Source organism: Streptomyces sp. NPDC096136, from assembly GCF_044763325.1.
Classification (GTDB): Bacteria; Actinomycetota; Actinomycetes; order Streptomycetales; family Streptomycetaceae; genus Streptomyces.
In genome coordinates, this window is sequence record NZ_JBIWFZ010000004.1 from 198875 (window position 1) to 224784 (window position 25910).

23 protein-coding genes and 1 riboswitch are annotated in these 25910 nt (G+C 71.3%); of the genes, 19 read left to right on the forward strand and 4 right to left on the reverse strand.

Going from position 1 to position 25910, the window contains the following annotated elements; genetic code table 11:
• Positions 1 to 330: 330 nt before the first annotated feature.
• From coxB to ACIRBY_RS10110, 4 genes are all read left to right on the forward strand, one after another.
• Positions 331 to 1302, forward strand: a complete 972-nt coding sequence (gene coxB, locus ACIRBY_RS10095; RefSeq protein ID WP_366452691.1) for a cytochrome c oxidase subunit II — start codon at positions 331 to 333, stop codon at positions 1300 to 1302.
• A complete protein-coding gene (ctaD, locus tag ACIRBY_RS10100; RefSeq protein WP_366452690.1) occupies positions 1299 to 3026 on the forward strand; it encodes a cytochrome c oxidase subunit I in 1728 nt (575 codons plus the stop codon). The genes coxB and ctaD overlap by 4 nt, the downstream gene beginning before the upstream one ends.
• A complete protein-coding gene (locus tag ACIRBY_RS10105) occupies positions 3023 to 3421 on the forward strand; it encodes a cytochrome c oxidase subunit 4 (protein ID WP_344153779.1) in 399 nt (132 codons plus the stop codon). Before ctaD ends, ACIRBY_RS10105 begins: the two co-directional genes overlap by 4 nt.
• A gap of 117 nt (positions 3422 to 3538) precedes the next feature.
• Complete coding sequence (locus tag ACIRBY_RS10110) at positions 3539 to 4786, forward strand: Ig-like domain-containing protein (RefSeq protein ID WP_403898726.1); 1248 nt, start codon at positions 3539 to 3541, stop codon at positions 4784 to 4786.
• Positions 4787 to 4876: 90 nt separating this feature from the next.
• Here ACIRBY_RS10110 and ACIRBY_RS10115 read toward each other — a convergent pair whose 3' ends face one another.
• Positions 4877 to 5278, reverse strand: a complete 402-nt coding sequence (locus ACIRBY_RS10115) for a hypothetical protein (protein ID WP_385523674.1) — start codon at positions 5276 to 5278, stop codon at positions 4877 to 4879.
• A gap of 200 nt (positions 5279 to 5478) precedes the next feature.
• On the opposite strand from ACIRBY_RS10115, the gene ACIRBY_RS10120 reads away from it, so the two are divergent.
• The 6 genes from ACIRBY_RS10120 to ACIRBY_RS10145 all read left to right on the forward strand — a co-directional run bounded on the left by ACIRBY_RS10120 (position 5479) and on the right by ACIRBY_RS10145 (position 12727).
• Entirely contained in the window at positions 5479 to 6099 is a 621-nt protein-coding gene (locus ACIRBY_RS10120; protein ID WP_366452687.1) for a heme-copper oxidase subunit III, read from the forward strand.
• Positions 6100 to 6174: 75 nt separating this feature from the next.
• Positions 6175 to 6984 carry a c-type cytochrome gene (locus tag ACIRBY_RS10125; RefSeq protein WP_403898730.1) on the forward strand — a complete coding sequence of 270 codons (810 nt, stop codon included), beginning with the start codon at positions 6175 to 6177 and terminating at the stop codon, positions 6982 to 6984.
• Complete coding sequence (locus ACIRBY_RS10130; RefSeq protein ID WP_403898733.1) at positions 6981 to 8039, forward strand: Rieske 2Fe-2S domain-containing protein; 1059 nt, start codon at positions 6981 to 6983, stop codon at positions 8037 to 8039. The genes ACIRBY_RS10125 and ACIRBY_RS10130 overlap by 4 nt, the downstream gene beginning before the upstream one ends.
• A complete protein-coding gene (locus ACIRBY_RS10135; protein ID WP_403898736.1) occupies positions 8036 to 9661 on the forward strand; it encodes a cytochrome bc complex cytochrome b subunit in 1626 nt (541 codons plus the stop codon). Before ACIRBY_RS10130 ends, ACIRBY_RS10135 begins: the two co-directional genes overlap by 4 nt.
• Before the next feature lie 169 nt (positions 9662 to 9830).
• Positions 9831 to 10895, forward strand: coding sequence for an anthranilate phosphoribosyltransferase (trpD, locus tag ACIRBY_RS10140; protein WP_042813637.1), 1065 nt, complete (start codon positions 9831 to 9833; stop codon positions 10893 to 10895).
• 89 nt (positions 10896 to 10984) lie between these two features.
• Positions 10985 to 11101: riboswitch (SAM riboswitch) on the forward strand.
• 231 nt (positions 11102 to 11332) lie between these two features.
• Positions 11333 to 12727, forward strand: coding sequence for an aminotransferase class V-fold PLP-dependent enzyme (locus ACIRBY_RS10145; RefSeq protein ID WP_403898740.1), 1395 nt, complete (start codon positions 11333 to 11335; stop codon positions 12725 to 12727).
• A gap of 46 nt (positions 12728 to 12773) precedes the next feature.
• Here ACIRBY_RS10145 and ACIRBY_RS10150 read toward each other — a convergent pair whose 3' ends face one another.
• On the reverse strand, positions 12774 to 13055 hold the full coding sequence (locus ACIRBY_RS10150; RefSeq protein WP_007263678.1) for an Lrp/AsnC family transcriptional regulator: 282 nt from the start codon (positions 13053 to 13055) through the stop codon (positions 12774 to 12776).
• Positions 13052 to 13786 carry a rhomboid family intramembrane serine protease gene (locus ACIRBY_RS10155; protein ID WP_403898744.1) on the reverse strand — a complete coding sequence of 245 codons (735 nt, stop codon included), beginning with the start codon at positions 13784 to 13786 and terminating at the stop codon, positions 13052 to 13054. Before ACIRBY_RS10155 ends, ACIRBY_RS10150 begins: the two co-directional genes overlap by 4 nt.
• Before the next feature lie 113 nt (positions 13787 to 13899).
• Between ACIRBY_RS10155 and ACIRBY_RS10160 the strand changes: the two genes are divergently transcribed.
• The 7 genes from ACIRBY_RS10160 to ACIRBY_RS10190 all read left to right on the forward strand — a co-directional run bounded on the left by ACIRBY_RS10160 (position 13900) and on the right by ACIRBY_RS10190 (position 22348).
• On the forward strand, positions 13900 to 14142 hold the full coding sequence (locus tag ACIRBY_RS10160) for a hypothetical protein (RefSeq protein ID WP_042813634.1): 243 nt from the start codon (positions 13900 to 13902) through the stop codon (positions 14140 to 14142).
• 39 nt (positions 14143 to 14181) lie between these two features.
• Positions 14182 to 15546: an NYN domain-containing protein gene (locus tag ACIRBY_RS10165; RefSeq protein ID WP_403899571.1), complete on the forward strand. Its 1365-nt coding sequence runs from the start codon at positions 14182 to 14184 to the stop codon at positions 15544 to 15546.
• A gap of 287 nt (positions 15547 to 15833) precedes the next feature.
• Positions 15834 to 16886: an NlpC/P60 family protein gene (locus ACIRBY_RS10170; protein ID WP_403898747.1), complete on the forward strand. Its 1053-nt coding sequence runs from the start codon at positions 15834 to 15836 to the stop codon at positions 16884 to 16886.
• Between the two features lie 239 nt (positions 16887 to 17125).
• The gene (locus ACIRBY_RS10175) at positions 17126 to 18184 is read left to right on the forward strand and encodes an NlpC/P60 family protein (RefSeq protein ID WP_403898750.1); all 1059 of its coding nucleotides are present in this window, start codon (positions 17126 to 17128) and stop codon (positions 18182 to 18184) included.
• Positions 18185 to 18209: 25 nt separating this feature from the next.
• A complete protein-coding gene (locus ACIRBY_RS10180) occupies positions 18210 to 19340 on the forward strand; it encodes a hypothetical protein (RefSeq protein WP_403898753.1) in 1131 nt (376 codons plus the stop codon).
• A 21-nt stretch (positions 19341 to 19361) separates the two neighbouring features.
• Positions 19362 to 20504: a glycosyltransferase family 4 protein gene (locus ACIRBY_RS10185; RefSeq protein WP_403898756.1), complete on the forward strand. Its 1143-nt coding sequence runs from the start codon at positions 19362 to 19364 to the stop codon at positions 20502 to 20504.
• Positions 20505 to 20731: 227 nt separating this feature from the next.
• Entirely contained in the window at positions 20732 to 22348 is a 1617-nt protein-coding gene (locus ACIRBY_RS10190) for a GMC oxidoreductase (protein ID WP_403898759.1), read from the forward strand.
• A 6-nt stretch (positions 22349 to 22354) separates the two neighbouring features.
• Here the strand turns inward: ACIRBY_RS10190 and ACIRBY_RS10195 are convergent, their stop codons facing one another.
• A complete protein-coding gene (locus tag ACIRBY_RS10195) occupies positions 22355 to 24151 on the reverse strand; it encodes an AMP-dependent synthetase/ligase (RefSeq protein WP_403898762.1) in 1797 nt (598 codons plus the stop codon).
• A gap of 254 nt (positions 24152 to 24405) precedes the next feature.
• On the opposite strand from ACIRBY_RS10195, the gene ACIRBY_RS10200 reads away from it, so the two are divergent.
• Entirely contained in the window at positions 24406 to 25188 is a 783-nt protein-coding gene (locus ACIRBY_RS10200) for a metallophosphoesterase (protein WP_403898765.1), read from the forward strand.
• 142 nt (positions 25189 to 25330) lie between these two features.
• Entirely contained in the window at positions 25331 to 25774 is a 444-nt protein-coding gene (locus ACIRBY_RS10205) for an SRPBCC family protein (protein WP_403898768.1), read from the forward strand.
• Positions 25775 to 25910: the final 136 nt, after the last annotated feature.

The following is a 25910-nucleotide window of genomic DNA, read 5'->3' on the forward strand; positions in this document are numbered from 1 at the left end:
GCCGGGCCGTGGAGGGGGCGGGCGGCGGGCCGGGAGGCCGGCCCGGAGGCCGGGCGTGCGCAACGCGCCAGGTCGCGACGGGTTCAGGGGGCGTCAGATGCCGTCCGGAGCCCGCCATTCAGGGCCGAACGGCCCGTCCCCCGTACGGCGGATCCATCCCTTCGGGGGCAGTAGCGGCGCGTTGGGCACCCTCCCCGCGCGGCCTCAAATAGCGTCCAGTAGGGTTTGGTCCGCATAAACATCCAAACCCCTGCCTGCGTCAGGGCCGGCGACCGACCCGAACACGGCCGCGGCCGGCCGCGCGGGCCGAGACTCTCGGGAAGGCGCTACGTGAGTCCCTACGGCTCCGACCGCTCGCCGCGGCGCCCGATGCGGCGGAAGCTGCTGCAGGCGCTGACTGCGGGCGTGGTCCTGGCGACCGCCACTGGTTGCTCGTACAACTGGCAAGACTTCCCCCGCCTCGGAATGCCCTATCCGGTCACGGAGGAGGCGCCTCGCATCCTGTCCCTGTGGCAGGGGTCGTGGGCAGCCGCTCTGGTCACGGGCATCCTGGTGTGGGGCCTGATCCTGTGGAGCGTCATCTTCCACCGGCGTAGCCGGACGAAGATCGAGGTCCCCGCGCAGACCCGGTACAACATGCCCATCGAGGCCCTGTACACCGTGGTCCCGCTCATCATCGTCTCGGTGCTGTTCTACTTCACCGCGCGTGATGAGTCGAAGCTGCTCACCCTCTCCAAGCCGGCGCACACGATCAACGTGATCGGCTTCCAGTGGAGCTGGGGCTTCAACTACGTCGAGAACGTCGACGGCGACGCCGCGACCCCGAAGGCGGGTGTGGTTCCGAAGGAGCTCGCCTCCCTCCCGGACCGTTTCACCAAGGACTTCCCCGCGGGCGCCGAGGGCGTCTACGAGAAGGGCGTCCCCGGCGACCGGAACGCGGACACGAACAACCCGGGGCCGACCCTCTACCTGCCCAAGGGTGAGAAGGTCCGCTTCATCCTGTCGTCGAACGACGTCATCCACTCCTTCTGGGTGGTGCCCTTCCTGTTCAAGCAGGACGTCATCCCCGGTCACACCAATGTCTTCGAGGTCACCCCGAACCAGGAAGGCACCTTCATGGGCAAGTGTGCCGAGCTCTGCGGTGTCGACCACTCCCGCATGCTGTTCAACGTGAAGGTCGTCTCCCCGGCGGAGTACAAGGCGCACCTGAAGCAGCTCGCGGAGAAGGGGCAGACCGGCTTCCTGCCGGCCGGCATCAAGCAGACTGACCCCGCCCGGAATGCGGAAGTGAACAAACTGTGAGCATCCTCAACGAATCCCAGGGTGCCGCCGCCGACTCGTATGAAAACGAGCTGCCGGTGCGGCGCAAGCAGCCGGGCAACGTGGTCGTGAAGTGGCTCACCACCACCGACCACAAGACCATCGGCACGATGTACCTGGTCACGTCGTTCGTGTTCTTCCTGATCGGCGGCATCCTGGCGCTCTTCATGCGCGCCGAGCTGGCCCGGCCGGGTACGCAGATCATGTCGAACGAGCAGTTCAACCAGGCGTTCACCATGCATGGCACGATCATGCTGCTGATGTTCGCGACCCCGCTGTTCGCCGGTTTCGCCAACTGGATCATGCCGCTGCAGATCGGCGCGCCCGACGTGGCGTTCCCGCGGCTGAACATGTTCGCGTACTGGCTGTACCTCTTCGGCTCGACCATCGCGGTGGCCGGCTTCGTCACCCCCTCGGGTGCGGCCGACTTCGGCTGGTTCGCCTACTCCCCGCTGTCCGACGCCGTCCGCTCCCCGGGCATCGGCGCCGACATGTGGATCATGGGTCTGGCCTTCTCCGGCTTCGGTACGATCCTCGGCTCGGTCAACTTCATCACCACGATCATCTGCATGCGCGCTCCGGGCATGACGATGTTCCGCATGCCGATCTTCACCTGGAACGTGCTGCTGACCGGTGTCCTGGTCCTGCTCGCCTTCCCGGTCCTGGCCGCCGCGCTCTTCGCGCTGGAGGCCGACCGCAAGTTCGGTGCACACGTCTTCGACGCGTCCAACGGCGGCGCCTTGCTGTGGCAACACCTCTTCTGGTTCTTCGGACACCCAGAGGTGTACATCATCGCGCTACCGTTCTTCGGCATCGTCTCCGAGATCATCCCGGTCTTCTCCCGCAAGCCGATGTTCGGCTACATCGGTCTGATCGCCGCGACGATCGCGATCGCCGGCCTCTCGGTGACCGTGTGGGCGCACCACATGTACGTCACCGGCGGTGTGCTGCTGCCGTTCTTCTCCTTCATGACCTTCCTGATCGCGGTCCCGACCGGTGTGAAGTTCTTCAACTGGATCGGCACCATGTGGAAGGGCTCGCTGTCCTTCGAGACCCCGATGCTCTGGACGATCGGCTTCCTGGTCACCTTCACCTTCGGTGGTCTGACCGGCGTCATCCTGGCCTCGCCCCCGATGGACTTCCACGTCTCCGACTCGTACTTCGTCGTCGCGCACTTCCACTACGTCGTCTTCGGCACCGTGGTGTTCGCGATGTTCGCCGGCTTCCACTTCTGGTGGCCGAAGTTCACGGGCAAGATGCTGGACGAGCGCCTGGGCAAGATCACCTTCTGGACGCTGTTCATCGGCTTCCACGGCACCTTCCTGGTGCAGCACTGGCTGGGCGCCGAGGGCATGCCGCGTCGCTACGCGGACTACCTCGCCGCCGACGGCTTCACCACGCTGAACACGATCTCGACGATCAGCTCCTTCGTCCTCGGCCTCTCCTTCCTGCCGTTCATGTACAACGTCTGGAAGACCGCCAAGTACGGCAAGAAGATCGAGGTCGACGACCCGTGGGGCTACGGCCGTTCGCTCGAGTGGGCGACCTCCTGCCCGCCGCCGCGCCACAACTTCCTCACCCTGCCGCGCATCCGCAGTGAATCGCCGGCGTTCGACCTGCACCACCCGGAGATCGCGGCCCTCGACCACCTCGAGGACCACGCCCCGGCGAAGGCCGTCACCGGTGGCAAGGAGGCCGGCAAGTGAAGATCCAGGGCAAGATGTTCCTCTGGCTCTCCGTCTTCATCCTGATCATGACCGTCGTCTACGGCGTCTGGTCGAAGGAGCCGGTCGGAACCACCGCTCTCGCGCTGGCCTTCGGCCTGAGCGCCATGATCGGCTACTACCTGGCCTTCACGGCCCGGCGCGTGGACGAGATGGCCCAGGACAACCTGGAGGCCGACGTCGCCGACGAGGCGGGCGAGCTGGGGTTCTTCGCCCCGCACAGCTGGCAGCCGCTCTCGCTGGGCATCGGCGGCGCGCTCGCGTTCATGGGCGTCATCTTCGGCTGGTGGCTCATGTACTTCTCGGCCCCGATCATCCTGATCGGCCTGTGGGGCTGGGTGTACGAGTACTACCGCGGTGAGAACCAGAACCAGTAGGCGCTGGCGCCACCAGTAGGACCTGAGGGGCCCGGACACCTTTTCGGAGGAGTCCGGGCCCCTCGTTTGCAGTCACCCCGCGCGACGTAATAGTCATATGTTCATAGCGTTGAGCGCATGAACCACTCACCGCGTCTTCGGACCGCACTCAGCTGCTCCCTGCTGGTCGCGTCCCTCGGTGCCGGCGCCACCGCATGCGGGGGGTCCGCAGACAACCCGCTGTCAGCCCGCCCGTACGACGCGGGCCGGCAGGTCGCCTTCAACCAGCCGCCCGGCGGCCGCGCCGGCGACCCCGACAAGCCCCTCGAGGTCACCGTCAAGGGCACGGAGTCCCGCATCACCGACGTGACCGCCGTGGACACCCACGGGCGCCGGCTGGCGGGCGAGCTCTCCGCCAAGGGGGACCGCTGGCACAGCACCTCCCCCCTGGCCGCCGGCGTCCGCTACACCGTCGCGGTGAGCACGGAGGACCAGCGCGGCGCCCCAGGGCTGCGCACGCTGACCTTCGACACCACTCCGGCCAAGAAGGTCCTCAAGGTCGAATTCGGCCCGGACGAGGGCAAATACGGGGTCGGGCAGCCCATCACGGCCGAACTCAGCGAACCGGTCAAGGACAAGGCCGCCCGCGCCCTCGTCGAACGGGGCCTGGTCATCGACACCCCGGAGCCCGTCGAGGGCGCCTGGCACTGGGTGGACGACAAGAACCTGCACTTCCGCCCGAAGGACTACTGGCCCGCGCACTCCTGGGTCTCCGTACGGAGCAACCTGGAGGGCGTCAAGATCGAGGACGACCTCCACGGATCCGCCTCCAAGCCCCTCAAGCTGGAGATCGGCGACCGGGTGGAGGTCACCACCGACGCCGCCGCGCACACCCTCACGTTCGAGCGCAACGGAGAAGTGATCAACACCATTCCGGTGACCACCGGGAAGCCGGGCTTCTCCACCCGCAACGGGGTCAAGGTGGTACTGGGCAAGCAGTACTTCGTCCAGATGCGCGGGGACACCGTCGGCATCGGCGGCAGCGAGTACTACAACCTGCCCGTCTACTACGCCACCCGCGTCACCTGGAGCGGCGAGTACGTGCACGCCGCGCCCTGGTCGGTCGGCTCCCAGGGCTACGAGAACGTCAGCCACGGCTGCACCGGCATGAGCACGGGCAACGCCGCCTGGTTCTACGAGAACATCACCGAGGGCGACATCGTCCGGGTGATCAACAGCATCGGCGACGACATGGAGCCCTTCGGCAACGGCTACGGCGACTGGAACCTGGACTGGAAGGAGTGGCGCGAGGGCAGCTACCTCCTCAAGGGCACCCAGGAGGGCCGCAGCCCCATGGACCAGGCCCGCCTGCGCCCCGCCGTCTGAGCGGACGCCCCCGCGGAGCCCGCGAGGGCCCGCGGACGGCCACAGGGCCGTCCGCGGGCCCTCGTCGTACCTCCGGGGCCCGCGGGCCCCTCAGGCGTCCAGGGACAGCCGGGAGCGCAGCACCCCCGCAAGAGCCTCGGGGAACTCCACCGGGTCCACCGGGAGGGTGACGGCCGCGTCGGCCCGGCTCCAGGTGGCGAGCCAGGCGTCCTGGGGCCGCCCCATCAGGAGCAGCACCGGGGGGCACCGGAAGATCTCGTCCTTGATCTGCCGGCACACGCCCATGCCCCCGGCCGGGACCGCCTCGCCGTCCAGGACGCAGGCGTCGATGCCTCCGGCGTCCAGTTCCTTGAGAACGGCCGGAAGCGTGGCACATTCCAGGAACTCGACCGGCGGCAGGTCGGCGGCAGGCCTGCGCCCGGCCGCCAGCCGCACCTGCTCCCGGGTGCCCGCGTCGTCGCTGTAGAGCAGAACCCGCGCAGTCGCCCGCATTTCGTTCCTCCACGTGTCCGTGAATCACGCTGATGATGCGCGGGATGCTACTCCGTCCGACCCCGTGTCAACATCGGTTCCGCCGGGCCGGCGGGAGCGGCCCGGCGGGGGTGATCTGATGGGCCGTTCGGGCCTTGCACACCCCCCTGACACTCCGAACGGCACCCCCCGGGGTGAGGGCGGGATAAGCGACCGACATAATGTCGGTCGTGGCGACAGCAACGACAGTAGATACCGGGCACGCGCACCCGACGGTCAACCGGCCGAACCTCGTCAGCGTCGGAACCATCATCTGGTTGAGTTCCGAGCTGATGTTCTTCGCGGCCCTCTTCGCGATGTACTTCACCCTGCGATCCGTGATGGGCGCCGAGTACTGGGCAGAACAGGCCTCGGCCTTGAACCTGCCCTTCTCGGCGACGAACACCACGATCCTGGTGCTCTCCTCCCTCACCTGCCAGCTCGGCGTGTTCGCCGCCGAGCGCGGTGACGTGAAGAAGCTCCGGACGTGGTTCATCATCACGTTCGTCATGGGTGCGATCTTCATTGGCGGCCAGGTGTTCGAGTACACCGAGCTGGTCAAGCACGAGGGCCTGAGCCTCTCGTCCAACCCGTACGGCACGGTGTTCTACCTGACCACCGGCTTCCACGGTCTGCACGTGACGGGCGGTCTCATCGCCTTCCTGCTGGTCCTCGGCCGGACGTACGCGGCCAAGAGGTTCACCCACGAACAGGCCACGTCGGCCATCGTCGTGTCCTACTACTGGCACTTCGTCGATGTCGTCTGGATCGGCCTCTTCGCCACGATCTACCTGATCAAGTAGCGAAACGTCGCCGGGTCCCGCCCGGTACACCATCCAGAAACACCGACGCAGAAGATCCTGACACCGGGGTAATCCGTGAAAAAGCTCTCCGCACGACGACGCCATCCGCTGGCGGCGGTCGTCGTTCTACTCTTCGCGCTGGCGGTCACGGGGGGGCTGTACGCCGCCTTCGCGCCCGCTGGCAAGGCGCAGGCCGATGAAACCGCCCAGTCCCTCGCCATCGAGGAGGGCAAGAAGCTCTACGCCGTGGGATGCGCAAGCTGCCACGGAACCGGCGGTCAGGGTTCCTCTGACGGCCCCAGCCTGGTCGGCGTCGGCTCCGCGGCCGTCGACTTCCAGGTGAGCACGGGCCGCATGCCCGCCCAGCAGCCCGGCGCCCAGGTGCCGAAGAAGCGGAACATCTACAGCCAGGCCCAGATCGACCAGCTGGCGGCGTACGTCGCCTCCCTCGGTGCCGGCCCCATCACGCCGACCGAGAAGCAGTACGACCCGGCCGGTGCCGATGTCGCGGCCGGTGGCGAGCTGTTCCGCAACAACTGCGCGCAGTGCCACAACTTCACCGGTGAGGGCGGCGCGCTGACGAACGGCAAGTACGCCCCGAACCTCGAGGGCGTGGAGCCGAAGCACATCTACGAGGCCATGCTCACCGGCCCGCAGAACATGCCCTCCTTCCCCGACAGCACGATGCCGGAGAAGCAGAAGAAGGACATCATCGCGTACCTCCAGACCGTGAACGGCGAGAAGTCGGTCAGCCCTGGCGGCCTGAAGCTCGGCGGCCTCGGCCCCGTCTCCGAGGGTCTGTTCGGCTGGATCTTCGGTCTGGGTGCGCTGATCGCTGTCGCCGTCTGGGTCGCGGCCCACACCGCTAAGGCCAAGAAGTCATGAGTAGCCAAGACATTCCCGAAGACAAGCACCTGCCCACCGAGCAGGGCGACGCGCACCACGGTGCCGTAGCGGTCGCGGACGACCCGTTCGCCGACCCCGGCCTCCCGGTCCACAAGCCGCGCATCCAGGACATCGACGAGCGGGCCGCCCGGCGGTCCGAGCGCACGGTGGCGATGCTGTTCACGCTGTCGATGCTGGCCACCATCGGCTTCATCGCCTCGTACGTGTCCATCCCGGTCGACAAGATCGTCTACATCTTCCCCATCGGGAAGGTGAGCGGGCTGAACTTCGCCCTGGGCCTGACCCTGGGCACGGCCCTGTTCTGCATCGGCGCGGGCGCGGTCCACTGGGCCCGCACCCTGATGTCCGACGTCGAGGTCGCCGACGACCGCCACGAGATCGCGGCGCCGGCCGACGTCAAGGCGAAGGTCATGCAGGACTTCGCCGACGGTGCGAACGAGTCCGGCATCGCGCGCCGTCCGCTCATCCGCAACACCATGCTCGGCGCGCTGGCCCTGGTGCCGCTCTCCGGCGTGATGCTGCTGCGCGACCTGGGCCCGCTGCCCGAGAAGAAGCTGCGCAAGACCGTCTGGGCCAAGGGCAAGCTGATCATCAACCAGAACACCATGGAGCCGCTGCGCCCCGAGGACGTCCTGGTCGGCTCCCTCACCTTCGCCATGCCGGAGGGCCTGGAGGAGGAGCAGCACGACTTCCAGGTCCAGATCGCCAAGGCCGCCCTGATGCTCGTCCGGATCAAGCCGGAGGACATCAAGGACAAGCAGGAGCTGGAGTGGTCCCACGAGGGCATCGTGGCCTACTCGAAGATCTGCACCCACGTCGGCTGCCCGATCAGCCTGTACGAGCAGCAGACGCACCACGTGCTCTGCCCGTGCCACCAGTCCACCTTCGACCTCTCCGACGGCGCCCGTGTCATCTTCGGCCCGGCCGGTCACGCGCTTCCGCAGCTGCGGATCGGCGTGAATGACGAAGGCTTCCTCGAAGCGCTCGGCGACTTCGAAGAGCCCGTCGGTCCTGCATTCTGGGAGCGCGGATGAGCACTGCCACCACCACCGAGCGCAAAGCGCCGCGCGGCGAGCGCGTAGCCGACTGGGCGGACGGCCGCCTGGGCATCTACAGCCTCGCCAAGGCGAACATGCGCAAGATCTTCCCGGACCACTGGTCCTTCATGCTGGGTGAGATCTGCCTCTACAGCTTCGTCATCATCATCCTCACGGGTGTGTACCTGACGCTGTTCTTCCACCCGAGCATGAACGAGGTCGTGTACCACGGCTCGTACGTGCCGATGCAGGGCGTCCAGATGTCCGAGGCCTTCGCCTCGACGCTGGACATCAGCTTCGACGTCCGCGGCGGTCTGCTCATCCGGCAGATCCACCACTGGTCCGCGCTGATCTTCGTCGCCGGCATGGTCGTGCACATGATGCGCGTCTTCTTCACCGGCGCGTTCCGCAAGCCGCGCGAGATCAACTGGATCTTCGGCTTCCTGCTGCTGGTCCTCGGCATGTTCACCGGCTTCACCGGTTACTCCCTGCCGGACGACCTGCTCTCGGGCACCGGTGTCCGCTTCATGGAGGGCGCGATCCTGTCCGTGCCGATCGTCGGCACGTACCTGTCGTTCTTCCTCTTCGGCGGCGAGTTCCCCGGCGGCGACTTCGTCGCGCGGTTCTACTCGATCCACATCCTGCTGCTGCCCGGCATCATGATGGGCCTGCTGGTGGCCCACCTGATCCTGGTCTTCTACCACAAGCACACCCAGTTCGCGGGTCCCGGCAAGACGAACAACAACGTCGTCGGCATGCCGCTGCTGCCGGTCTACATGGCCAAGGCCGGAGGCTTCTTCTTCCTGGTCTTCGGTGTCATCGCGGCCATCGCGGCCCTCGCCTCGATCAACCCGATCTGGGCGCTCGGCCCGTACCGCCCGGACCACGTGTCCACCGGTGCGCAGCCCGACTGGTACATGGGTATGCCGGAAGGCCTGATCCGTGCCATGCCCGGCTGGGAGATCAACCTGTGGGGCCACACGCTCGTCCTGGGCGTGTTCATCCCGCTGCTGCTCTTCCCGCTGGTCCTCGGCGCGATCGCCGTCTGGCCGTTCATCGAGTCCTGGATCACCGGCGACAAGCGCGAGCACCACATCCTGGACCGCCCGCGCAACGTCCCGACCCGTACGGCCTTCGGTGTCGCCTGGATCGCGGAGTACATCGTGCTCCTCATCGGCGGCGGCAACGACATGTTCGCCCAGTACTTCCACCTGTCGATCAACTCGATCACCTGGTTCGTCCGGATCGGCTTCTTCGTCGTCCCGGTCCTGGCCTTCATCGCCACCAAGCGGATCTGCCTCGGCCTCCAGCGCCGGGACCACGACAAGGTGCTGCACGGTCGCGAGACCGGCATCATCAAGCGCCTGCCGCACGGTGAGTTCATCGAGGTCCACGAGCCGCTCCCGCAGGGCAAGCTGCACACGCTCACCTCGCACGAGCAGTACAAGCCGATCGAGCTCGGCCCGACGGTCGACGAGAACGGTGTCGAGCGCAAGGTGACCCGCACCGAGAAGCTGCGCGCGAAGCTCAGCAAGGGCCTCTACGCGGAGGGCAACCAGATCTCGAAGCCCACCGCCGAGGAGTACAAGGAGATCCAGTCCGGCCACGGCCACCACTGATCTCCGGCACGACCGCTTGAGGGACCGGCCCCCGGGCCGATCCTGGTGTCGCCACGGCAGGAGCCCCCGTCCAGTGTCTGGACGGGGGCTCTTTGCCGTCTCCGGGGCTGGATAGGCTGAGATCCTTCCCATCCGACGTGCGATCCCCGACGAGCAGCAGGAGCTGACCATGAACGTTGCGACCCCGGCAGGCGGCGACAGCGTGGCGGCCCGCAGCTGGCCGGGCATCCTGGAGGCGCTGCTCTGCGGCCGCGACCTCGCCACCGACGACACCGCCTGGGCGATGGAGCGGATCATGCGCGGCGAGGCCACCGACGCGCAGATCGCGGGCTTCGCGGTGGCCCTGCGGGCCAAGGGCGAGACCGTGCAGGAGTACACGGGGCTGGTCCGCACGATGTACGCCCACGCCAACCTGATCGAGGTGCCCGGGCGGACCGTCGACATCGTCGGCACCGGCGGCGACGGCGCCAAGACCGTCAACATCTCGACCATGTCCGCCATCGTGGCGGCCGGCGCGGGCGCGAAGGTGGTCAAGCACGGCAACCGGGCCGCGTCCTCCGCCAGCGGCTCCTCCGACGTGCTGGAGAAGCTCGGCGTCAACCTGCGCCTGACCCCGGAGCGGGTGGCGCAGGTCGCCGAGGAGGCCGGCATCACCTTCTGCGCCGCGGTGGTCTTCCACCCCGCCCTGCGGTACGCGGCCTCCGCCCGCCGCGACCTCGGGGTGCGCACGGCGTTCAACGGCCTCGGCCCGCTCACCAACCCCGCCCGGGTCACGGCGCAGGCCGTGGGCGTCGCCGACCCCCGGCTGGCCCCGATCATGGCGGGCGTGCTCGCCGAGCGGAACACCTCGGCCCTCGTCTTCCGCGGCGACGACGGCCTGGACGAGCTGACCACCACCGGGACCTCCCGGGTGTGGTGGGTCCGCGAGGGCCGGATCACCGAGCACGCCTTCGACCCGCGCGACGTGGGCATCGCGACCATCGACATCTCCGCCCTGCGCGGCGGCGACCCGTCGTACAACGCCGACGTGGCCCGCCGCCTGCTGGCGGGGGAGACCGGCCCGGTGCGCGACGCCGTCCTGCTGAACTCGGCGTCGGCCCTGGTGGCCGTGGACCCGGGTACGGGCTCGCTGGAGGAGCAGCTGTCGGCGGGCATCGCCCGCGCGGCCGAGTCCATCGACTCGGGCGCCGCCCGGGCCGCCCTGGAGCGGTGGGTGGCGGCCAGCAACGCCTGACCCGGCCGGGTGCTTCCGGCCACGACCCCGGTCCACATCGTGGACCGGGGTCTTGCGTTCGGGGGTCCCTGTGGCAGGATGCTCCCCAAGGTCACGAGTGACAGCGTCAAGGCCCCGGCTCGCTGTCCGGCAACCCTCCTTCCGTGGCGGGGTGCCCCGGGTGATGACCAGGTCGTAGGCAGCGAGGTCTACGGCAAGCGCGGATCCCTCGACACCAGGGGTCCTGGTCTCTCGAGGAGCGTTTTCCGTGAGCAAGCGAATGCGATAGGGCGACTCCGCCCCTTCTTCATCCCTCGGACCAGGGTCCCTTCCGCGTACCCCCGACCGGTCCGAGGTCCTTCCCGTACCCCCTACGGCCGCTGCCGCCACCGCGCGCCGCCGTACCCGCGTACGGGCACACCGAAGCCATTCAGCCCTGCCTGCCGGGAGATACCGCCATGTCCGCGTCCCTGAACACCGCCACCGCCGCCGCCGTTGCCGCCGCCACCGCCGAGGGCCCCGCCTGTGCCGAGCCGCTGCCCGTGCTCGGCCGGGACGTCACCGTCCCGCTCGTCACCGGCGGCGAGGTCACCTACGCGGCCCTGGACTACGCGGCGAGCGCCCCCGCGCTCCAGCGGGTCTGGGACGACGTCGCCGCGTACGCCCCCTACTACGGCAGCGTCCACCGCGGCGCGGGGTACCTCTCGCAGCTGTCCACCGACCTCTTCGAGCAGAGCCGGGCCACCGTCGCCGCGTTCCTCGACTGCCGCCCCGCCGACCAGGTGGTCTTCACCCGGTCCACCACCGACTCCCTGAACCTGCTGGCCGCCGTCCTCCCGGCCGACTGCCAGGTCTTCGTCTTCGAGACCGAGCACCACGCCTCGCTGCTGCCCTGGTGCGACGCGCAGGTCACCTACCTCGACGCCCCGCGCACCCCGGGCGAGGCCGTCGCGACCCTGGAGCGGGCGCTCGCCGACCGCGACCCCTACGGCCCGGCGCTGGTCTGCGTGACCGGTGCGTCCAACGTCACCGGCGAGCTGTGGCCGGTCAGGGAGCTGGCCGCCGCCGCGCACGCCCACGGCGCGCGGATCGTGCTGGACGCCGCCCAGCTGGCGCCCCACCACCCGGTCTCGGTGCGGGAGCTGGACGTGGACTGGGTGGCCTTCTCCGGGCACAAGCTGTACGCGCCCTTCGGCTCGGGCGTCCTCGCGGGCCGCGCGGACTGGCTCCGGGAGGCCGAGCCGTACCTGGCCGGCGGCGGCGCCTCCCGTACGGTGGCCCGCCGCGAGGACGGCGGCGTCGACGTCGAGTGGCACACCACCGCCGCCCGGCACGAGGCCGGCTCCCCGAACGTGATCGGCGTCTACTCCATCGCCTCCGCCTGCCGCGCGCTGGAGGAGGCCGGGTTCGAGGACCTCGTCGCCCGTGAGCGGCACCTCATCGCGAAGGTCCGCGAGGGGCTGGCCGGGGTCCCGGCGGTGCGGGTGCTGTCCCTGTTCGGGGACGACGCCCCGCGCGTCGGCGTCATCTCGTTCGTGGTCGACGGCTGGAACAGCTCGCACTTCGCGGCGGCGCTGTCCGCGGAGTACGGGATCGGGGTCCGGGACGGGCTGTTCTGCGCCCACCCGCTGGTGCGGACGCTGCTGGGCGGCGAGCCGCAGGAGCCGGGCGAGTGCGGGGCGCCGGAGGCGGCGCCGGGCGAGCGTTCGCTGAACGCGATCCGGGTGAGCTTCGGCGCGGGGACCCCGGACGAGCACGTCGACCGCTTCGTGCGGGCGGTCAAGGAGCTGGTGACCTCCGGCGCGAAGTGGCAGTACCGCACGGAGGACGGCCGCTGCGTTCCCGCCGTGTAGGCGGGGCGACGGCCGCCCGCGGGGCTGACGGGCAGCCCCGCCGGTGCTACGCGTCGAGCCCGATGGCGAAGGCGGCTTCCAGGTCGTGCTGGGAGTACGTGCGGAACGCGACGTGGGTGTCGGTGGCCTCGACGCCGGGGATCTTGGAGATCCGGCCGGGGATGATGTCCGCCAGGTTCTCGTGGCGGGCCACGCGGACCAGCGCGATCAGGTCGTACGTACCGGTGACGGAGTAGACCTCGCTGACGCTGTCCAGCTGGGCGATGGACTCGGCGATCTCGGGGATCCGGTCCACGCTGGTCTTGATGAGCACGATCGCGGTGATCACGGTTGGCTGTCTCCCTCGCCGGCAGTCACTGGTCGCCTCACTCTAGTCGTACGGCGATATCGCGCCCACGCGTAGCAGAACCCCACGGAGAAGCCCACCACGTGGGCGAGGTAGGCCACTCCCGGCCCGCTCCCCGCCCGGTGCGCGGCCAGCCACTGGAGCCCGAACCAGAACATCAGCACGATCCACGCCGGGAACCGCAGCGGCAGGAACAGCAGGAACGGGAACAGGCTCGTCACCCGGGCCCGGGGGAACAGGCACAGGAACGCGCCGAGCGCCGCCGAGATCGCGCCGGACGCCCCGACCAGGGTCTGGTCGGAGGAGGCGTTGGCCGCCGCGTAGACCGCCAGGGCCACGTAGCCGGTGCAGAGGTAGAAGACGAGGAAGGCCGGCCGGCCCATCCGCTCCTCCGTCATGGCGCCGAAGACGTAGAGGAAGAGCATGTTCCCGAGCAGGTGCAGCCAGCTGCCGTGGACGAAGAGCGCCGTCAGCGGGGTCAGCAGGGGGCGGACCGCCCCCGAGAAGAGTTCGTCCGGGACCACGCCCCAGTGCCGGAAGTAGGCCGTCCCCGTCGCCATCAGCCGGTCACCGGTCCCGAAGGACGGGTTCAGGCCCGAGGCCGGGCTCGTCAGGAACGCCGCGCAGCAGCCGGCGATCAGCGCGTACGTGACCACGGGGCCCCGGGCGGCCTCGCGCACGGCCCGCCACTTTACGATCATGGGAAAGAGCATGACGCAGGTGGACCCCCCTGAGGGTGGTGCCAGGCCGTAGGGTTACGTGCTGCGGTCCTGCGACCGCCGCGGAAGGCTTTAATTGAACGAGCTACGAAGGAGAGAGCGGCCCGATGACGACGGTTCCCCTGCCGACCGACACCACCCGGTGGCGCTGCACCCTGTGCGGCAACCTCACGCGGTTCGATGTCACCCGATCGTCGAAGGTGGTGGAGTACGTCCACCTCGACCTCGCCGGGGAGCCCAAGGTCGAGGAGCGCGAGGTGGTCAGTGAGACCATCGAGTCGGTCCGCTGCCGCTGGTGCAACGCGGTGGACCAGATCGAGCTCGTCGACAGGCCGGGCACCGACTCCTGACGGAGCCGGGCCCGCAGGAGATCACGGTAGGGGTGACGGATTGTGGAGCCAGCAAGCGGTGCCGGGCCGGCCGACGCGGCCCGCGACGCCGCGGAGGTCCTCGACCGCCCGCTGCCGGAAGGCGTGCGGCGCCGGGTCGTCTCGCTCGTCTCGGACGCCTTCGGCGGCCTGACGGTCGCCGACCTCCCGGCGCAGCTGCGCCAGTACGCCCGGTTCACCCCGACCCGGCGCGCCAAGTTCGCGGGCAACGCGATGGCCGCCGCCGTGGAGAGCGACGGGGTCTTCCGCAGCCGGGTCGCGGAGAAGGTGCGCGAGGCGCAGCCGGAACTGGCCGGGGCGCTGGAGTCCGGTGCCCCGCCGGCCGCCGCGGACCCGCTGGACGTGGCGGCCGCCGCGTACGTGCTGCGTCCGGCCGGCTGGGTCAAGCTGGTGGCCGCCGCGGGCGAGGAGGCGCAGCGCGCCGACGCCGAGCGGGTCGACGACGAGAACCGGCGCGAGCTGGAGCGGCTGCGCGAGGAGCTGGCCCAGCTGCGCGAGGCCCAGCGCAGCGGCGGTGAGCAGGTGCGGGCCGAGCTGGACGCCGCCCGCAAGGAAGCGGAATCGCTTCAGCGCAAGCTGCGCAGCGCCCTGAGCGACGTCAAGCGGGGCGAGGCGGCCCTGCGCAAGCTCGGCGGCGAGATCGACGGGATCCGCGGTGAGGCGGCCGCCCAGGTGGCCGCGGCCGAGAGCGAGTCCCGGCGGCTGAAGTCCCGCCTGGCGGAGGCGGAGTCGGCGTTGGAGACCGCGCGCCGGGCCACCCGCGAGGGGCGCAGCGTCGAGGACATGCGGCTGCGGCTGCTGCTGGACACCGTGCTGGACGCGGCGGCGGGGCTGCGCCGCGAGCTGGCGCTGCCGCCGGTCTCGACGCGGCCCGCGGACACCGTGGACGCCGTCGAGCCGGGCCGGATGACCCCGAAGGACATCGCGGCGCGGGCCCTGTCGGAGACCGATCCGGCGCTGCTGGACCAGCTGTTGGCGCTGCCGCAGGCGCACCTGGTGGTCGACGGCTACAACGTGACGAAGACCGGCTATCCGACGATGCCGCTGGAGAAGCAGCGGCTGCGGCTGCTGGGCGGGCTGTCGATGCTGGCCGCGCAGACCGGCGCCGAGATGACGTGCGTCTTCGACGGGGCGGAGCTGGCGGCGCCGGTGCTGCTCGCGCCGCCGCGCGGGGTGCGGGTGCTGTTCTCCAAGGCCGGGGTGACGGCGGACGAGCTGATCCGCCAGCTGGTGCGGGCCGAGCCGCCCGGCCGTCCGGTGGTGGTGGTCTCCACCGACCGCGAGGTGGCCGACGGGGTGGCGAAGGCGGGGGCCCGGCCGGTGGCGTCGGCGCTGCTGCTCAAGCGGCTCGCGCGCGTTTCGTAGTACTGCGCGGATCTTGCGCCTGATGTAACGACTGCGCGGGATGCCCGAATTGACGGTGCGTGGGGGGGGACGCATCGTCAGGGGGGCGGCACGCAGCGTGCGCCCCGGGTAAAGAAGCCGGAAGGGCAGCGGATTTTTACGTTCCGGGATTTGAACTGATCACGGACGGGTCACTAGGGTCTGCTCAAACCTTCGTTCGGCAGGACACCCATTCGGGGTGTCGGCGGAGGCGCGCTGCCGAGTGTGCGACCGTCTTCGGCGGCTCCAGGAAGAAGGAGCTCGCGTCCGTGGCGTCCCACCGTCGACCCAAGCCGCCGACCCGCACCCGCGTCAGCGTCCTCACCGCCCTCGCCACCGCGGCCGTCGCCCTCTCCTCCCAGTCGGCCATGGCCGCACCCGCACCGGACAAGCCGAACAAGGACGAGGTCAAGACCAAGGTCGACGCCCTCTACGAGGAGTCCGAGCAGGCCACCGAGAAGTTCAACGGGGCCAAGGAGCAGCAGGACAAGCTGGAGAAGGAGATCGCGCAGCTCCAGGACCAGGTGGCGCGCGGCCAGGACGAGGTCAACTCCCTGCGCAACGCCCTCGGTTCCATGGCCACCGCCCAGTACCGCGGGGAGGGCATCGACCCGACCGTGGCGCTCCTCCTCTCCGGCGACCCGGACACCTACCTCGACAAGGCGTCCACGCTCCAGCAGCTGAGCGGCAAGCAGGTCGAGCAGATAACGGCGATCCAGGCCAAGCAGCGCAGCCTCGCGCAGAAGCGCCAGGAAGCCACGGGCAAGCTCGCCGACCTCGCCGCCGTCCGCAAGGAGCTGGCCGAGCAGAAGGCCGCTTCCCAGAGCAAGCTCTCCGACGCCCAGGCCCTCCTCAACTCGCTGACCGCCGAGGAGCGCAGCGAGCTCAAGAGCGACGCGGCCAAGGACGGCGCGGCCTCCGCGAAGGCCGCCGGCGGCGGTACGGGCGCCAAGCCCGGCGCCGCGAAGGGCTCGGGCCGCGCCGGAGCCGCCCTCGCCGCCGCCATCACCCAGGAGGGCGACGCCTACCACATGGGCGACACCGGCCCCAACTCCTGGGACTGCTCGGGCCTGACCCAGTGGGCCTACGGCCAGGCCGGCGTCAGCATCAGCCGCACCACCTACACCCAGGTCAACGACGGCACCCGCATCGGCCGCAGCGAGCTCCAGCCCGGCGACCTGGTCTTCTTCTACAGCGACCTGCACCACGTCGGCCTCTACGCCGGCAACGGCCAGGTCTTCCACGCCTCCAACCCGACCGGCGGCGTGCGCTACGAGGCCATGAGCAACATGCCCTTCCAGTTCGGCGTCCGCGTCGGCTGACCCTCCCCGCCCCCCGGGCACCCGCCGCACACCGCCCATCCGGGCGAATTGCGCGGACCCGCCCTGACCCCGCGCCCCGCCCATGACCTGCGTCAGAGGCGGGGCGCCGGCGTGAGCGCCCGCCGGCGGGCGTTGGCCGCCGCGTGACCGCGCCGCTACTGTCTGCCAGCGCGGAACCCGGCACACGGCCGTCCACGGGGGCGGACCCGGACCCGCGCAGCACAAGGGAGCGGTGCCACGTGGCGTCCCATCGCCGGCCCGGCAGCGGCGGCCCCGACCGGAACGCCAGGGCCGCCGTCCTCACCGCCGCAGCCGCGGCCACCGCCGCCGTGGCCCTGAGCGGCGCACCCGCCGGCGCCGCCCCGGCCCTCCCCGAGGATCCCCCCGCGAGCTCCCGCGCCCAGGTCGACCGGCTCTACGAGGAGGCCGAGCAGGCCACCGAGAAGTTCAACCGGGCGGGCGAGAAGGCCGACGCCCTGCGCGCCGAGATCGGCCGCGCCCAGGACGCCGTCGCCCGCGCCCAGGACCGCGTCAACACCATGCGCGGCGTCCTCGGCACCTTCGCCGGGGCCCAGTACCGCTCCGGCGGCCTCGACCCCACCGTCGAGCTGATGCTCTCCGAGGACCCCGGCGCCTACCTCGACAAGGCCGCCGTCCTCGACCGCCTCAGCGGCCGCCAGGCCAGGCAGCTCGCCGAACTGCGCGAGGAGCAGCGCCGGATCGGCCAGCAGCGCCAGGACGCCTCCCGCAAGCTCGCCGAACTGGAGACCCTGCGCACCGAGGTGGCCACCCAGAAGCGCGCCGTCACGGCCAAGCTCGCCGCCGCCCGCAGGCTGCTCGACGACATGCCCTCCGAGGAGCGCGCCGACTTCGAGCGGGCCTCCCGCTCCGGCGGCCGCGCCGACGCCCTGCCGGACCTGCCCGGCGTCCCCGCGGGCGCCGGCCGCGCCTCCGGCCGGGCCATGGCCGCCGTGATGGCCGCCCGCGCCGCGGTGGGCAAGCCGTACGTGTGGGGCTCCACCGGCCCCTCCGGCTTCGACTGCTCCGGGCTGATGGTCTGGTCGTACCGCCAGGCGGGGGTCTCCCTGCCGCGCACCTCGCAGGCGCAGCGCCACGCCGGCCGGCAGGTGCCGCTCTCGCAGGCCCAGCCCGGCGACCTCGTCACGTACCGCTCGGACGCCAGCCACGTCGCCATGTACGTCGGCAACGGCCAGGTGATCCACGCCCCCTACCCCGGCGCCCGGGTCCGCTACGACCCCGTCGGGATGATGCCGGTGTCCTCCGTCACCCGGCCCTGACCCCCGCCCTGCGTACGATCGGCGGATGGATCCCCTCCGCCGCGCCTTCCTGCGCCTCCTCGTGCCGGCCCTGTGCCTGCTCGCGGCGGCGGCCGGATGCGCGGCGCCGGCCCCGCCCGTCGACGGGCGGGTGCGCCGGGCCGTGGCCGACTGGGCGGCGGCCCCGCCCGCGCGGCTCGCCGGGATCCCGCTGGAGGGCTGGGCCTACGAGGTCACCTCGGTCCGGCAGGACGGCTCCCGCGCCTTCGCGCGCGCCGAGCTGCGCTACCGCCTCGCCGGCTACGACACCGCCCCGGCCGGGTCCGCCCGCGAGGTGGAACTGGCCCGGGACCCCGGCGCCGACGGCGGCACGGCCTGGCGGGTCACCGCCGACCGGCCCGCCCCCGGGGCCCCGCCGCAGCTGTGGGACCAGGGGGAGGTGGCCGTCGTACGGGGAGCGCACTCCCTCGTGCTCGGCGTCGGCCAGAGCCCGCAGACCCTCTCCGGCCTCGCCGCCGAGGCCGACCGGGCGGTCCCGGCCGTGAGCGCCGCCTGGCCGCGGCCGTGGGCGGGGCGGGTGGTGGTCCTGGTCCCCGGCACGCTGGAGGCGATGGCGGCGCTGCTGGGGCGGCCGGCCGACGCCTACCGGGGCATGGGGGCCGTCACCACCGGCGCCACCGGCGGCGGCCCCGCCCCCGCGGACCGGGTGGTGGTCAACCCGGAGGGGTACGCGCAGCTGTCGCAGGCCGGCCGGCAGATCGTCCTCACCCACGAGACCACCCACGTCGCGACCCGCACCGCCACCACCGCCCGGACCCCGCAGTGGCTCTCCGAGGGCTTCGCGGACTGGGCGGCGTACCGGCAGGGCCCCCTCGGCCCGGCGCAGGCCGCCCCCGCCCTCGCGCGGTCCGTCCGCCGCGGCGACCTCCCGGCCGCCCTCCCGGACGACGGGGCCTTCGCCTTCGGCGGCGACCAGGAGGCGATGGCCCGGGCCTACGAGGGCGCCTGGCTCGCCTGCCGGCTCGTCGCCGACCGCTGGGGGGACGCCGCCCTGGTCCGGCTCTACGAGGACGCCGGCCGCGCACCGCTGCCTACCGCCCTCGGCCAGGCCCTGGGCACGGACCCGGCCGCCCTGACGAAGGCCTGGCGGGAGGAGTTGCGGACGGAGCTCGGGTAGCCGTCCGGTACGTTGGCGGGGATGCACAAGACGCTGATCGTGACCAACGACTTCCCGCCGCGCCCGGGCGGCATCCAGGCCTTCCTGCACAACATGGCGCTGCGGCTGGACCCCGAGCGGGTCGTCGTCTACGCCTCCACCTGGAAGCACGGCGCGGAGGGCCGGGAGGCCACCGCCGCCTTCGACGCCGAGCAGCCCTTCACCGTGGTGCGCGACCGCACCACGATGCTGCTGCCGACGCCCCGCGTGACCCGGCGGGCGGTGTCCCTGCTGCGCGAACACGGCTGCGAGTCGGTGTGGTTCGGGGCGGCCGCCCCCCTGGGCCTGATGGGTCCGGCGCTGCGCCGGGCGGGCGCCCGGAGACTGGTCGCCACCACCCACGGGCACGAGGCGGGCTGGGCCCAGCTGCCGGCCGCGCGGCAGCTGCTGCGGCGGATCGGCGAGGGCACGGACACCCTCACCTACCTGGGCGAGTACACCCGCTCGCGGATCGCCTCGGCGGTGACGGACCGGGCGGCGGCGCGCATGGTCCAACTCCCGCCGGGAGTGGACGAGAAGACCTTCCACCCCGATTCCGGCGGTGCCGGGGTCCGGGCCCGGCTGGGGCTCAGCGACCGCCCGGTGGTCGTCTGCGTCTCGCGGCTCGTCCCGCGCAAGGGGCAGGACACGCTGATCGAGGCGATGCCGCGGATCCTGGCGCAGGTGCCGGACGCGGTGCTGCTGGTCGTGGGCGGCGGCCCGTACGAGGCGGACCTGCGGGCGCTGGCCGCCGCGAAGGGGGTCGCCGGCTCGGTGGTCTTCACGGGCGCCGTCCCCTGGTCCGAACTGCCGGCCCACTACGGGGCGGGGGACGTCTTCGCGATGCCCTGCCGGACCCGGCGGGGCGGACTGGACGTGGAGGGCCTCGGCATCGTCTACCTGGAGGCGTCGGCGACGGGCCTGCCGGTGGTCGCGGGGGACTCGGGCGGGGCGCCGGACGCGGTGCTCTCCGGCGAGACCGGGTGGGTGGTCCGGGGCGGCGACCCCGAGGAGGCGGCGGACCGCATCGTCCCGCTCCTCCAGGACCCGCAGCTGCGGGCCCGGATGGGCGCGGCCGGCCGCGCCTGGGTCGAGGAGAAGTGGCGCTGGGACCTCCTGGCGGAGCGGCTGCGGGACCTGCTGTAGCCGGGCCGGGGGCGCGGCCGGCGCCCCCGGACCCCAGGCCTCGACCGTCGGCGGGGCCGTTCACGGCCCCGCCGGCGATCGAGGCGGACGTTTCCGCCTCGATCGGGCGAAGGGCGGGGCGGCGAGAGCAACCCTCCCCCTCGGCGGAGCGACACGGCTGACTGTCACTCAGATGCGTGGCACCCCGCCTTATGGCCGCTTCGGCGGAATCCGCCCATCATGCGCCCATGACACCGAACCTGACGCGCCGTCAACTCGGCCTCAACGCCCTCCGCACCGCCGCCGCCCTCGGCCTCACCCGCATCGGCCTCACCACCGCCACCGCCGCCGAGGCCCCGCCCGCCGCCCGCTACGCGCCCGCCATCGTCGTCGGCTCCGGCTACGGGTCCGCCGTCGCGGCGCTCAGGCTCGGACAGGCCGGCATCCGCACCGTCGTCCTCGAAATGGGGCGGCTGTGGGACACCCCCGGGCCCGACGGGAAGGTCTTCCCGTCCACCAGCGCCCCCGACCAGCGGTCCATGTGGTACCGCACCCGCACCGAGGCCCCCCTCGCCACCTTCCTCTGGCTCGACGTCGTCAACCGCGACATCAGCCCCTACCCCGGCGTCCTGGACCGCGTGAACTACGGCGACATGTCCGTCTACGTCGGCCGCGGCGTCGGCGGCGGATCCCTCGTCAACGGCGGCATGGCGCCCACGCCCCGCCGCAGCTACTTCTCCGAGGTGCTGCCCCAGGTCGACGCCGAGGAGATGTACGGCACCTACTACCCGCGCGCCCGCGCCATGCTCGGCGTCAACACCGTCGACCCCGACTGGTTCGAGTCCACCGAGTGGTACCGCTTCGCCCGGATCTCCCGCAAGCACGCCCAGAACACCGGCCTCAGGACCACCTTCGTGCCCAACGTCTACGACTTCGGGTACATGCAGCGCGAGGCCGCCGGCACCGCCGCGAAGTCCGCGCTCGCCGGCGAGGTCATCTACGGCAACAACCACGGCAAGAAGAGCGTCGACAAGACCTACCTCGCGGCCGCCCTCGGCACCGGCAACGTCACCATCGAGACCATGCAGCGCGTGGTCGCCGTACGCCAGGACCCCGCCGGCGGATACGTCCTCACCGTCCGGACCAGCGACGTCACCGGCAAGGTCACCCAGGTCCGCGAACTCGGCTGCGACCGGCTCTTCCTCGGTGCCGGCAGCCTCGGCACCACCGAGATCCTGCTGCGCGCCCGCGAGACCGGCGCCCTGCCCGCGCTGAGCGACCGGGTCGGGCGGAACTGGGGCACCAACGGCAACGTCATGACCGCCCGCGCCAACCACCTCTGGGACACGGTCGGCGCCAACCAGGCCACCATGCCGGCCCTCGGCATCGACGACTGGGACAACGCGGCCAACCCGGTCTTCGCGGAGATCGCCCCGCTCCCGATGGGCATCGAGCACTGGATCTCGATGTACCTGGCCATCACGAAGAACCCGGAGCGCGGGCACTTCACCTACGACGCCGCCACCGACTCGGCGCGGCTCCAGTGGACCCGGGACCAGAACGCCCCGTCGGTGGCGGCGGCCAAGAACCTCTTCGACCGCATCAACCTCAGGAACTTCACCATGTACCGCTACGACCTGTTCGGGGAGAACAAGGCCTTCGCCGACACCTTCACCTACCACCCGCTGGGCGGCTGCGTCCTCGGCGAGGCCACGGACGCCTTCGGGCGGGTCAAGGGGTACCGGGGGCTCTACGTCCTCGACGGGTCGCTCGTCCCCGGCTCGCTCGGCGTGAACCCGTTCGTGACGATCACGGCCCTCGCCGAGCGGAACATGGAGCGGATCCTGGCCGAGGACCCGCGCTGACCGGGGTCAGGGGCGGTACAGCGCCTCGATCTCGTCCGCGAAGTCCTTCGCCACCACGTTGCGCTTGAGCTTCAGCGACGGAGTGATGTGGCCGGACTCCTCCGTGAACTGGGAGGGGAGGATGCGGAACTTGCGCACCGACTCCGCCTTGGAGACCGCCGCGTTGCCGTCGTCCACGGCCTTCTGGACGGCGGCCATCAGGTCCGCGTCCTCGCGCAGGTCCGCCGCCGTCGACCCGGCCGGCTTGCCGTTCTCCGCGGCCCACCGGCCGAGGAACTCCTCGTCGATGGTGACCAGCGCCGCCACGAACGGCTTGCCGTCGCCGACCACCATGCACTCGGCGACCAGCGCGTGGGCCCGGATCCGGTCCTCGATCACGGCGGGGGCGACGTTCTTGCCGCCCGCCGTGACGATGAGCTCCTTCTTGCGGCCCGTGATCCTCAGGTAGCCGTCCTCGTCGAGCGTGCCGACGTCACCGGTGTGGAACCAGCCGTCGGACATCGCCTCGGCGGTGGCCGCCTCGTTCTTCCAGTACTCCTTGAAGACGTGCTCGCCGTGCACCAGCACCTCGCCGTCGTCGGCGATGCGCAGCACCGAGCCCGGCAGCGGCTGGCCGACCGTGCCGATCTTCTGCTTGTCCCAGGGCAGGAACGCCGTGGCCGCGCAGGTCTCCGTCAGGCCGTAGCCCTCCAGGACCGTGAAGCCGATGCCGCGGAAGAAGTGGCCGAGCCGCTCGCCCAGCGGGGCGCCGCCGGAGATCGCGTACTCGCCGCGCCCGCCGAGGACGGCGTGCAGCTTGCTGTAGACCAGCTTGGAGAAGATCTTGTGCTTCAGCTTCAGGCCGAAGGACGGGCCCGAGGGCAGGTCCAGCGCCCGGCTGTACGCGATCGCCGTCTCGGCGGCGGCGTCGAAGATCCGGCCCTTGCCGTCGGCCTGGGCCTTGGCGCGCGCCGAGTTGTAAACCTTCTCGAAGACGCGCGGCACGCCCAGGATCAGCGTCGGGCGGAAGGACTGGAGCTCGTCCGTGAGGTTCTTGATGTCCGGCACGCAGCCCAGCCGGATCGGCGCCAGCACCGCCGCGACCTCGACCAGGCGGCCGAAGACGTGCGCGGCCGGGAGGAACAGCAGCACCGAGCACTCGCCGGTGCGGAAGAGCGGCTTCAGGCGCTCCACGACGTTGCCGCACTCGGCGAAGAAGTTGCGGTGGGTCAGCACGCAGCCCTTGGGGCGGCCGGTGGTGCCCGAGGTGTAGACGATGGTGGCCGGGTCGTCGGCGTTGGCCAGCGAGCTGCGGGCGTCCACGTCGGCGTCCGCGACGTCGGCGCCGGCGGCCTTCAGCGCGCCGAAGGCGTCCTGCTCGATCTCCCAGACCTCGCGCAGCTCCGGCAGCCGGTCGCGCAGGGCGTCCACGGCCGCGTTGTGGCCCGGGCTCTCCACGATCGCGGCGACGGCGCCGGAGTCACCGAGGATCCACTGGATCTGTTCCGGGGAGCTGGTCTCGTAGACCGGCACGGTGACCGCGCCCGCGCTCCAGATCGCGAAGTCGAACAGGACCCACTCGTAGCGGGTGCGGGAGATCAGCGCGACCCGGTCGCCGGGCTGGATGCCCGCCGCGATCAGGCCCTTGGCGGCGGCGCGCACCTCGGCGAGGAACTCCGTCGCCGTGACGTCCTGCCACCGGCCGTCGACCTTGCGGCTCATGACGGCGGTGTCTGGGTGCTGGGCGGCGTTGCGGCGGATGAGATCCGTCAGGTTCCCGTCCGACGGGACCTCGTACAGGGCCGGAAGGCTGAACTCGCGCAAGACTGCTGCTCCTCTGGGCGCCATCGCCACCGTGTGGACCGACCGGACGTTACCCACCGGTAGTGGGTTCCCGATAGAGGGAACCGGCCAGATGTTCCGTGCGTCACATTCTGGACTTCGCCGTGCATCGCAAACGCCGCCACAGCGCTGCCGACAGTAGTCGACCGCCTCCAGGACTCGGAAGTAACCGCAGGTCCGGCCGCCTGCGAGCCCCCCTCTACCCGCCGGGCACGGGCAGCCCTAGGGTGGCGGGCATGGGTGCCAGCAAGAGGCGTACACGGGTCCACGTCGTCAGCGACGTCCACGGCAACACCGACGCGCTCGCCAGGGCCGGCGACGGCGCCGACGCCCTCGTCTGCCTGGGTGACCTGGTCCTCTTCCTCGACTACGCCGACCACTCGCGCGGCATCTTCCCCGACCTCTTCGGCGTCGAGAACGCCCACCGCATCGTCGAGCTGCGCACGGCCCGCCGCTTCGCCGAGGCGCGCGAATTCGGCCGCCGGCTCTGGGACGGGCTGGACCGGGAACGGATGATCGAGGAAGCCGTGCGCCGCCAGTACGCGCAGATGTTCGCCGCCTTCCCCACCCCGACGTACGCCACCTACGGCAACGTCGACATCCCCGGCCTGTGGCACGAGTACGCCGGACCCGGCACCACCGTCCTCGACGGGCAGCGCGTGGAGATCGGCGGCCGCGTCTTCGGCTTCGTCGGCGGCGGACTGCCCTCGCCGATGCGCACCCCGTACGAGGTGGACGAGGACGAGTACGCGGCGAAGGTGGAGGCGCTCGGCGAGGTCGACGTCCTGTGCTCCCACATCCCGCCGGAGGTCCCCGAGCTCTGCTACGACACGGTCGCCCGCCGCTTCGAACGCGGCAGCGCCGCCCTGCTGGCCGCGATCCGCCGCACCCGGCCGCGCCACGCCCTCTTCGGGCACGTCCACCAGCCGCTGGCACGGCGGATGCGGATCGGGGCCACGGAGTGCGTGAACGTGGGCCACTTCGCGGCGACGGGCCGGCCGTGGGCCCTGGAATGGTGACCGCGCGCCCGTGGGCCAGGGTGCCGCAGTGGCGGGGCATGCGCGCGCGGTAGCCTTCGTGCGGCGGCCGGAGGCCCCCGCACCCTTGCCGAACACTCTCCCCCAGCCACCGCTGGGCGGTACCCCCGGAGGAGCGACCGCGATGGCGGAACACACCAGCTCGAGCATCACGATCGAGGCCGCGCCGGCCGAGGTCATGGCCGTCATCGCCGACTTCGCCCGCTACCCCGAGTGGACCGGCGAGGTGAAGGAGGCCGAGGTGCTCTCCACCGACGCCGAGGGCCGAGCCGAGAAGGTGCGGCTGCTGCTGGACGCCGGCGCGATCAAGGACGACCACACCCTGTCCTACAGCTGGAAGGGCGAGGACGAGGTCGGCTGGACCCTCCACAAGTCCCAGATGCTGCGCCAGCTGGACGGCTCCTACCGGCTCGCCCCGCTGGACGGGGGGCGGCGCACGGAGGTCACCTACCAGCTGACGGTCGACGTCAAGATCCCCATGCTCGGCATGATCAAGCGCAAGGCGGAGAAGGTCATCATCGACCGCGCCCTGGCGGGCCTGAAGAAGCGCGTCGAATCCGGCGCCTGACCGGTTGGTGCGCTCAAACGCCGCGCGGGCTGGATTTCGCGCAGCGAAATTCCGGCCCCGCCCGCGTTTGAGGCGCGGGGTCCGGGGCGGAGCCCCGGGGGAAGGGGCGAAGAGCGGGGCCGCACGCCCCCCGGTC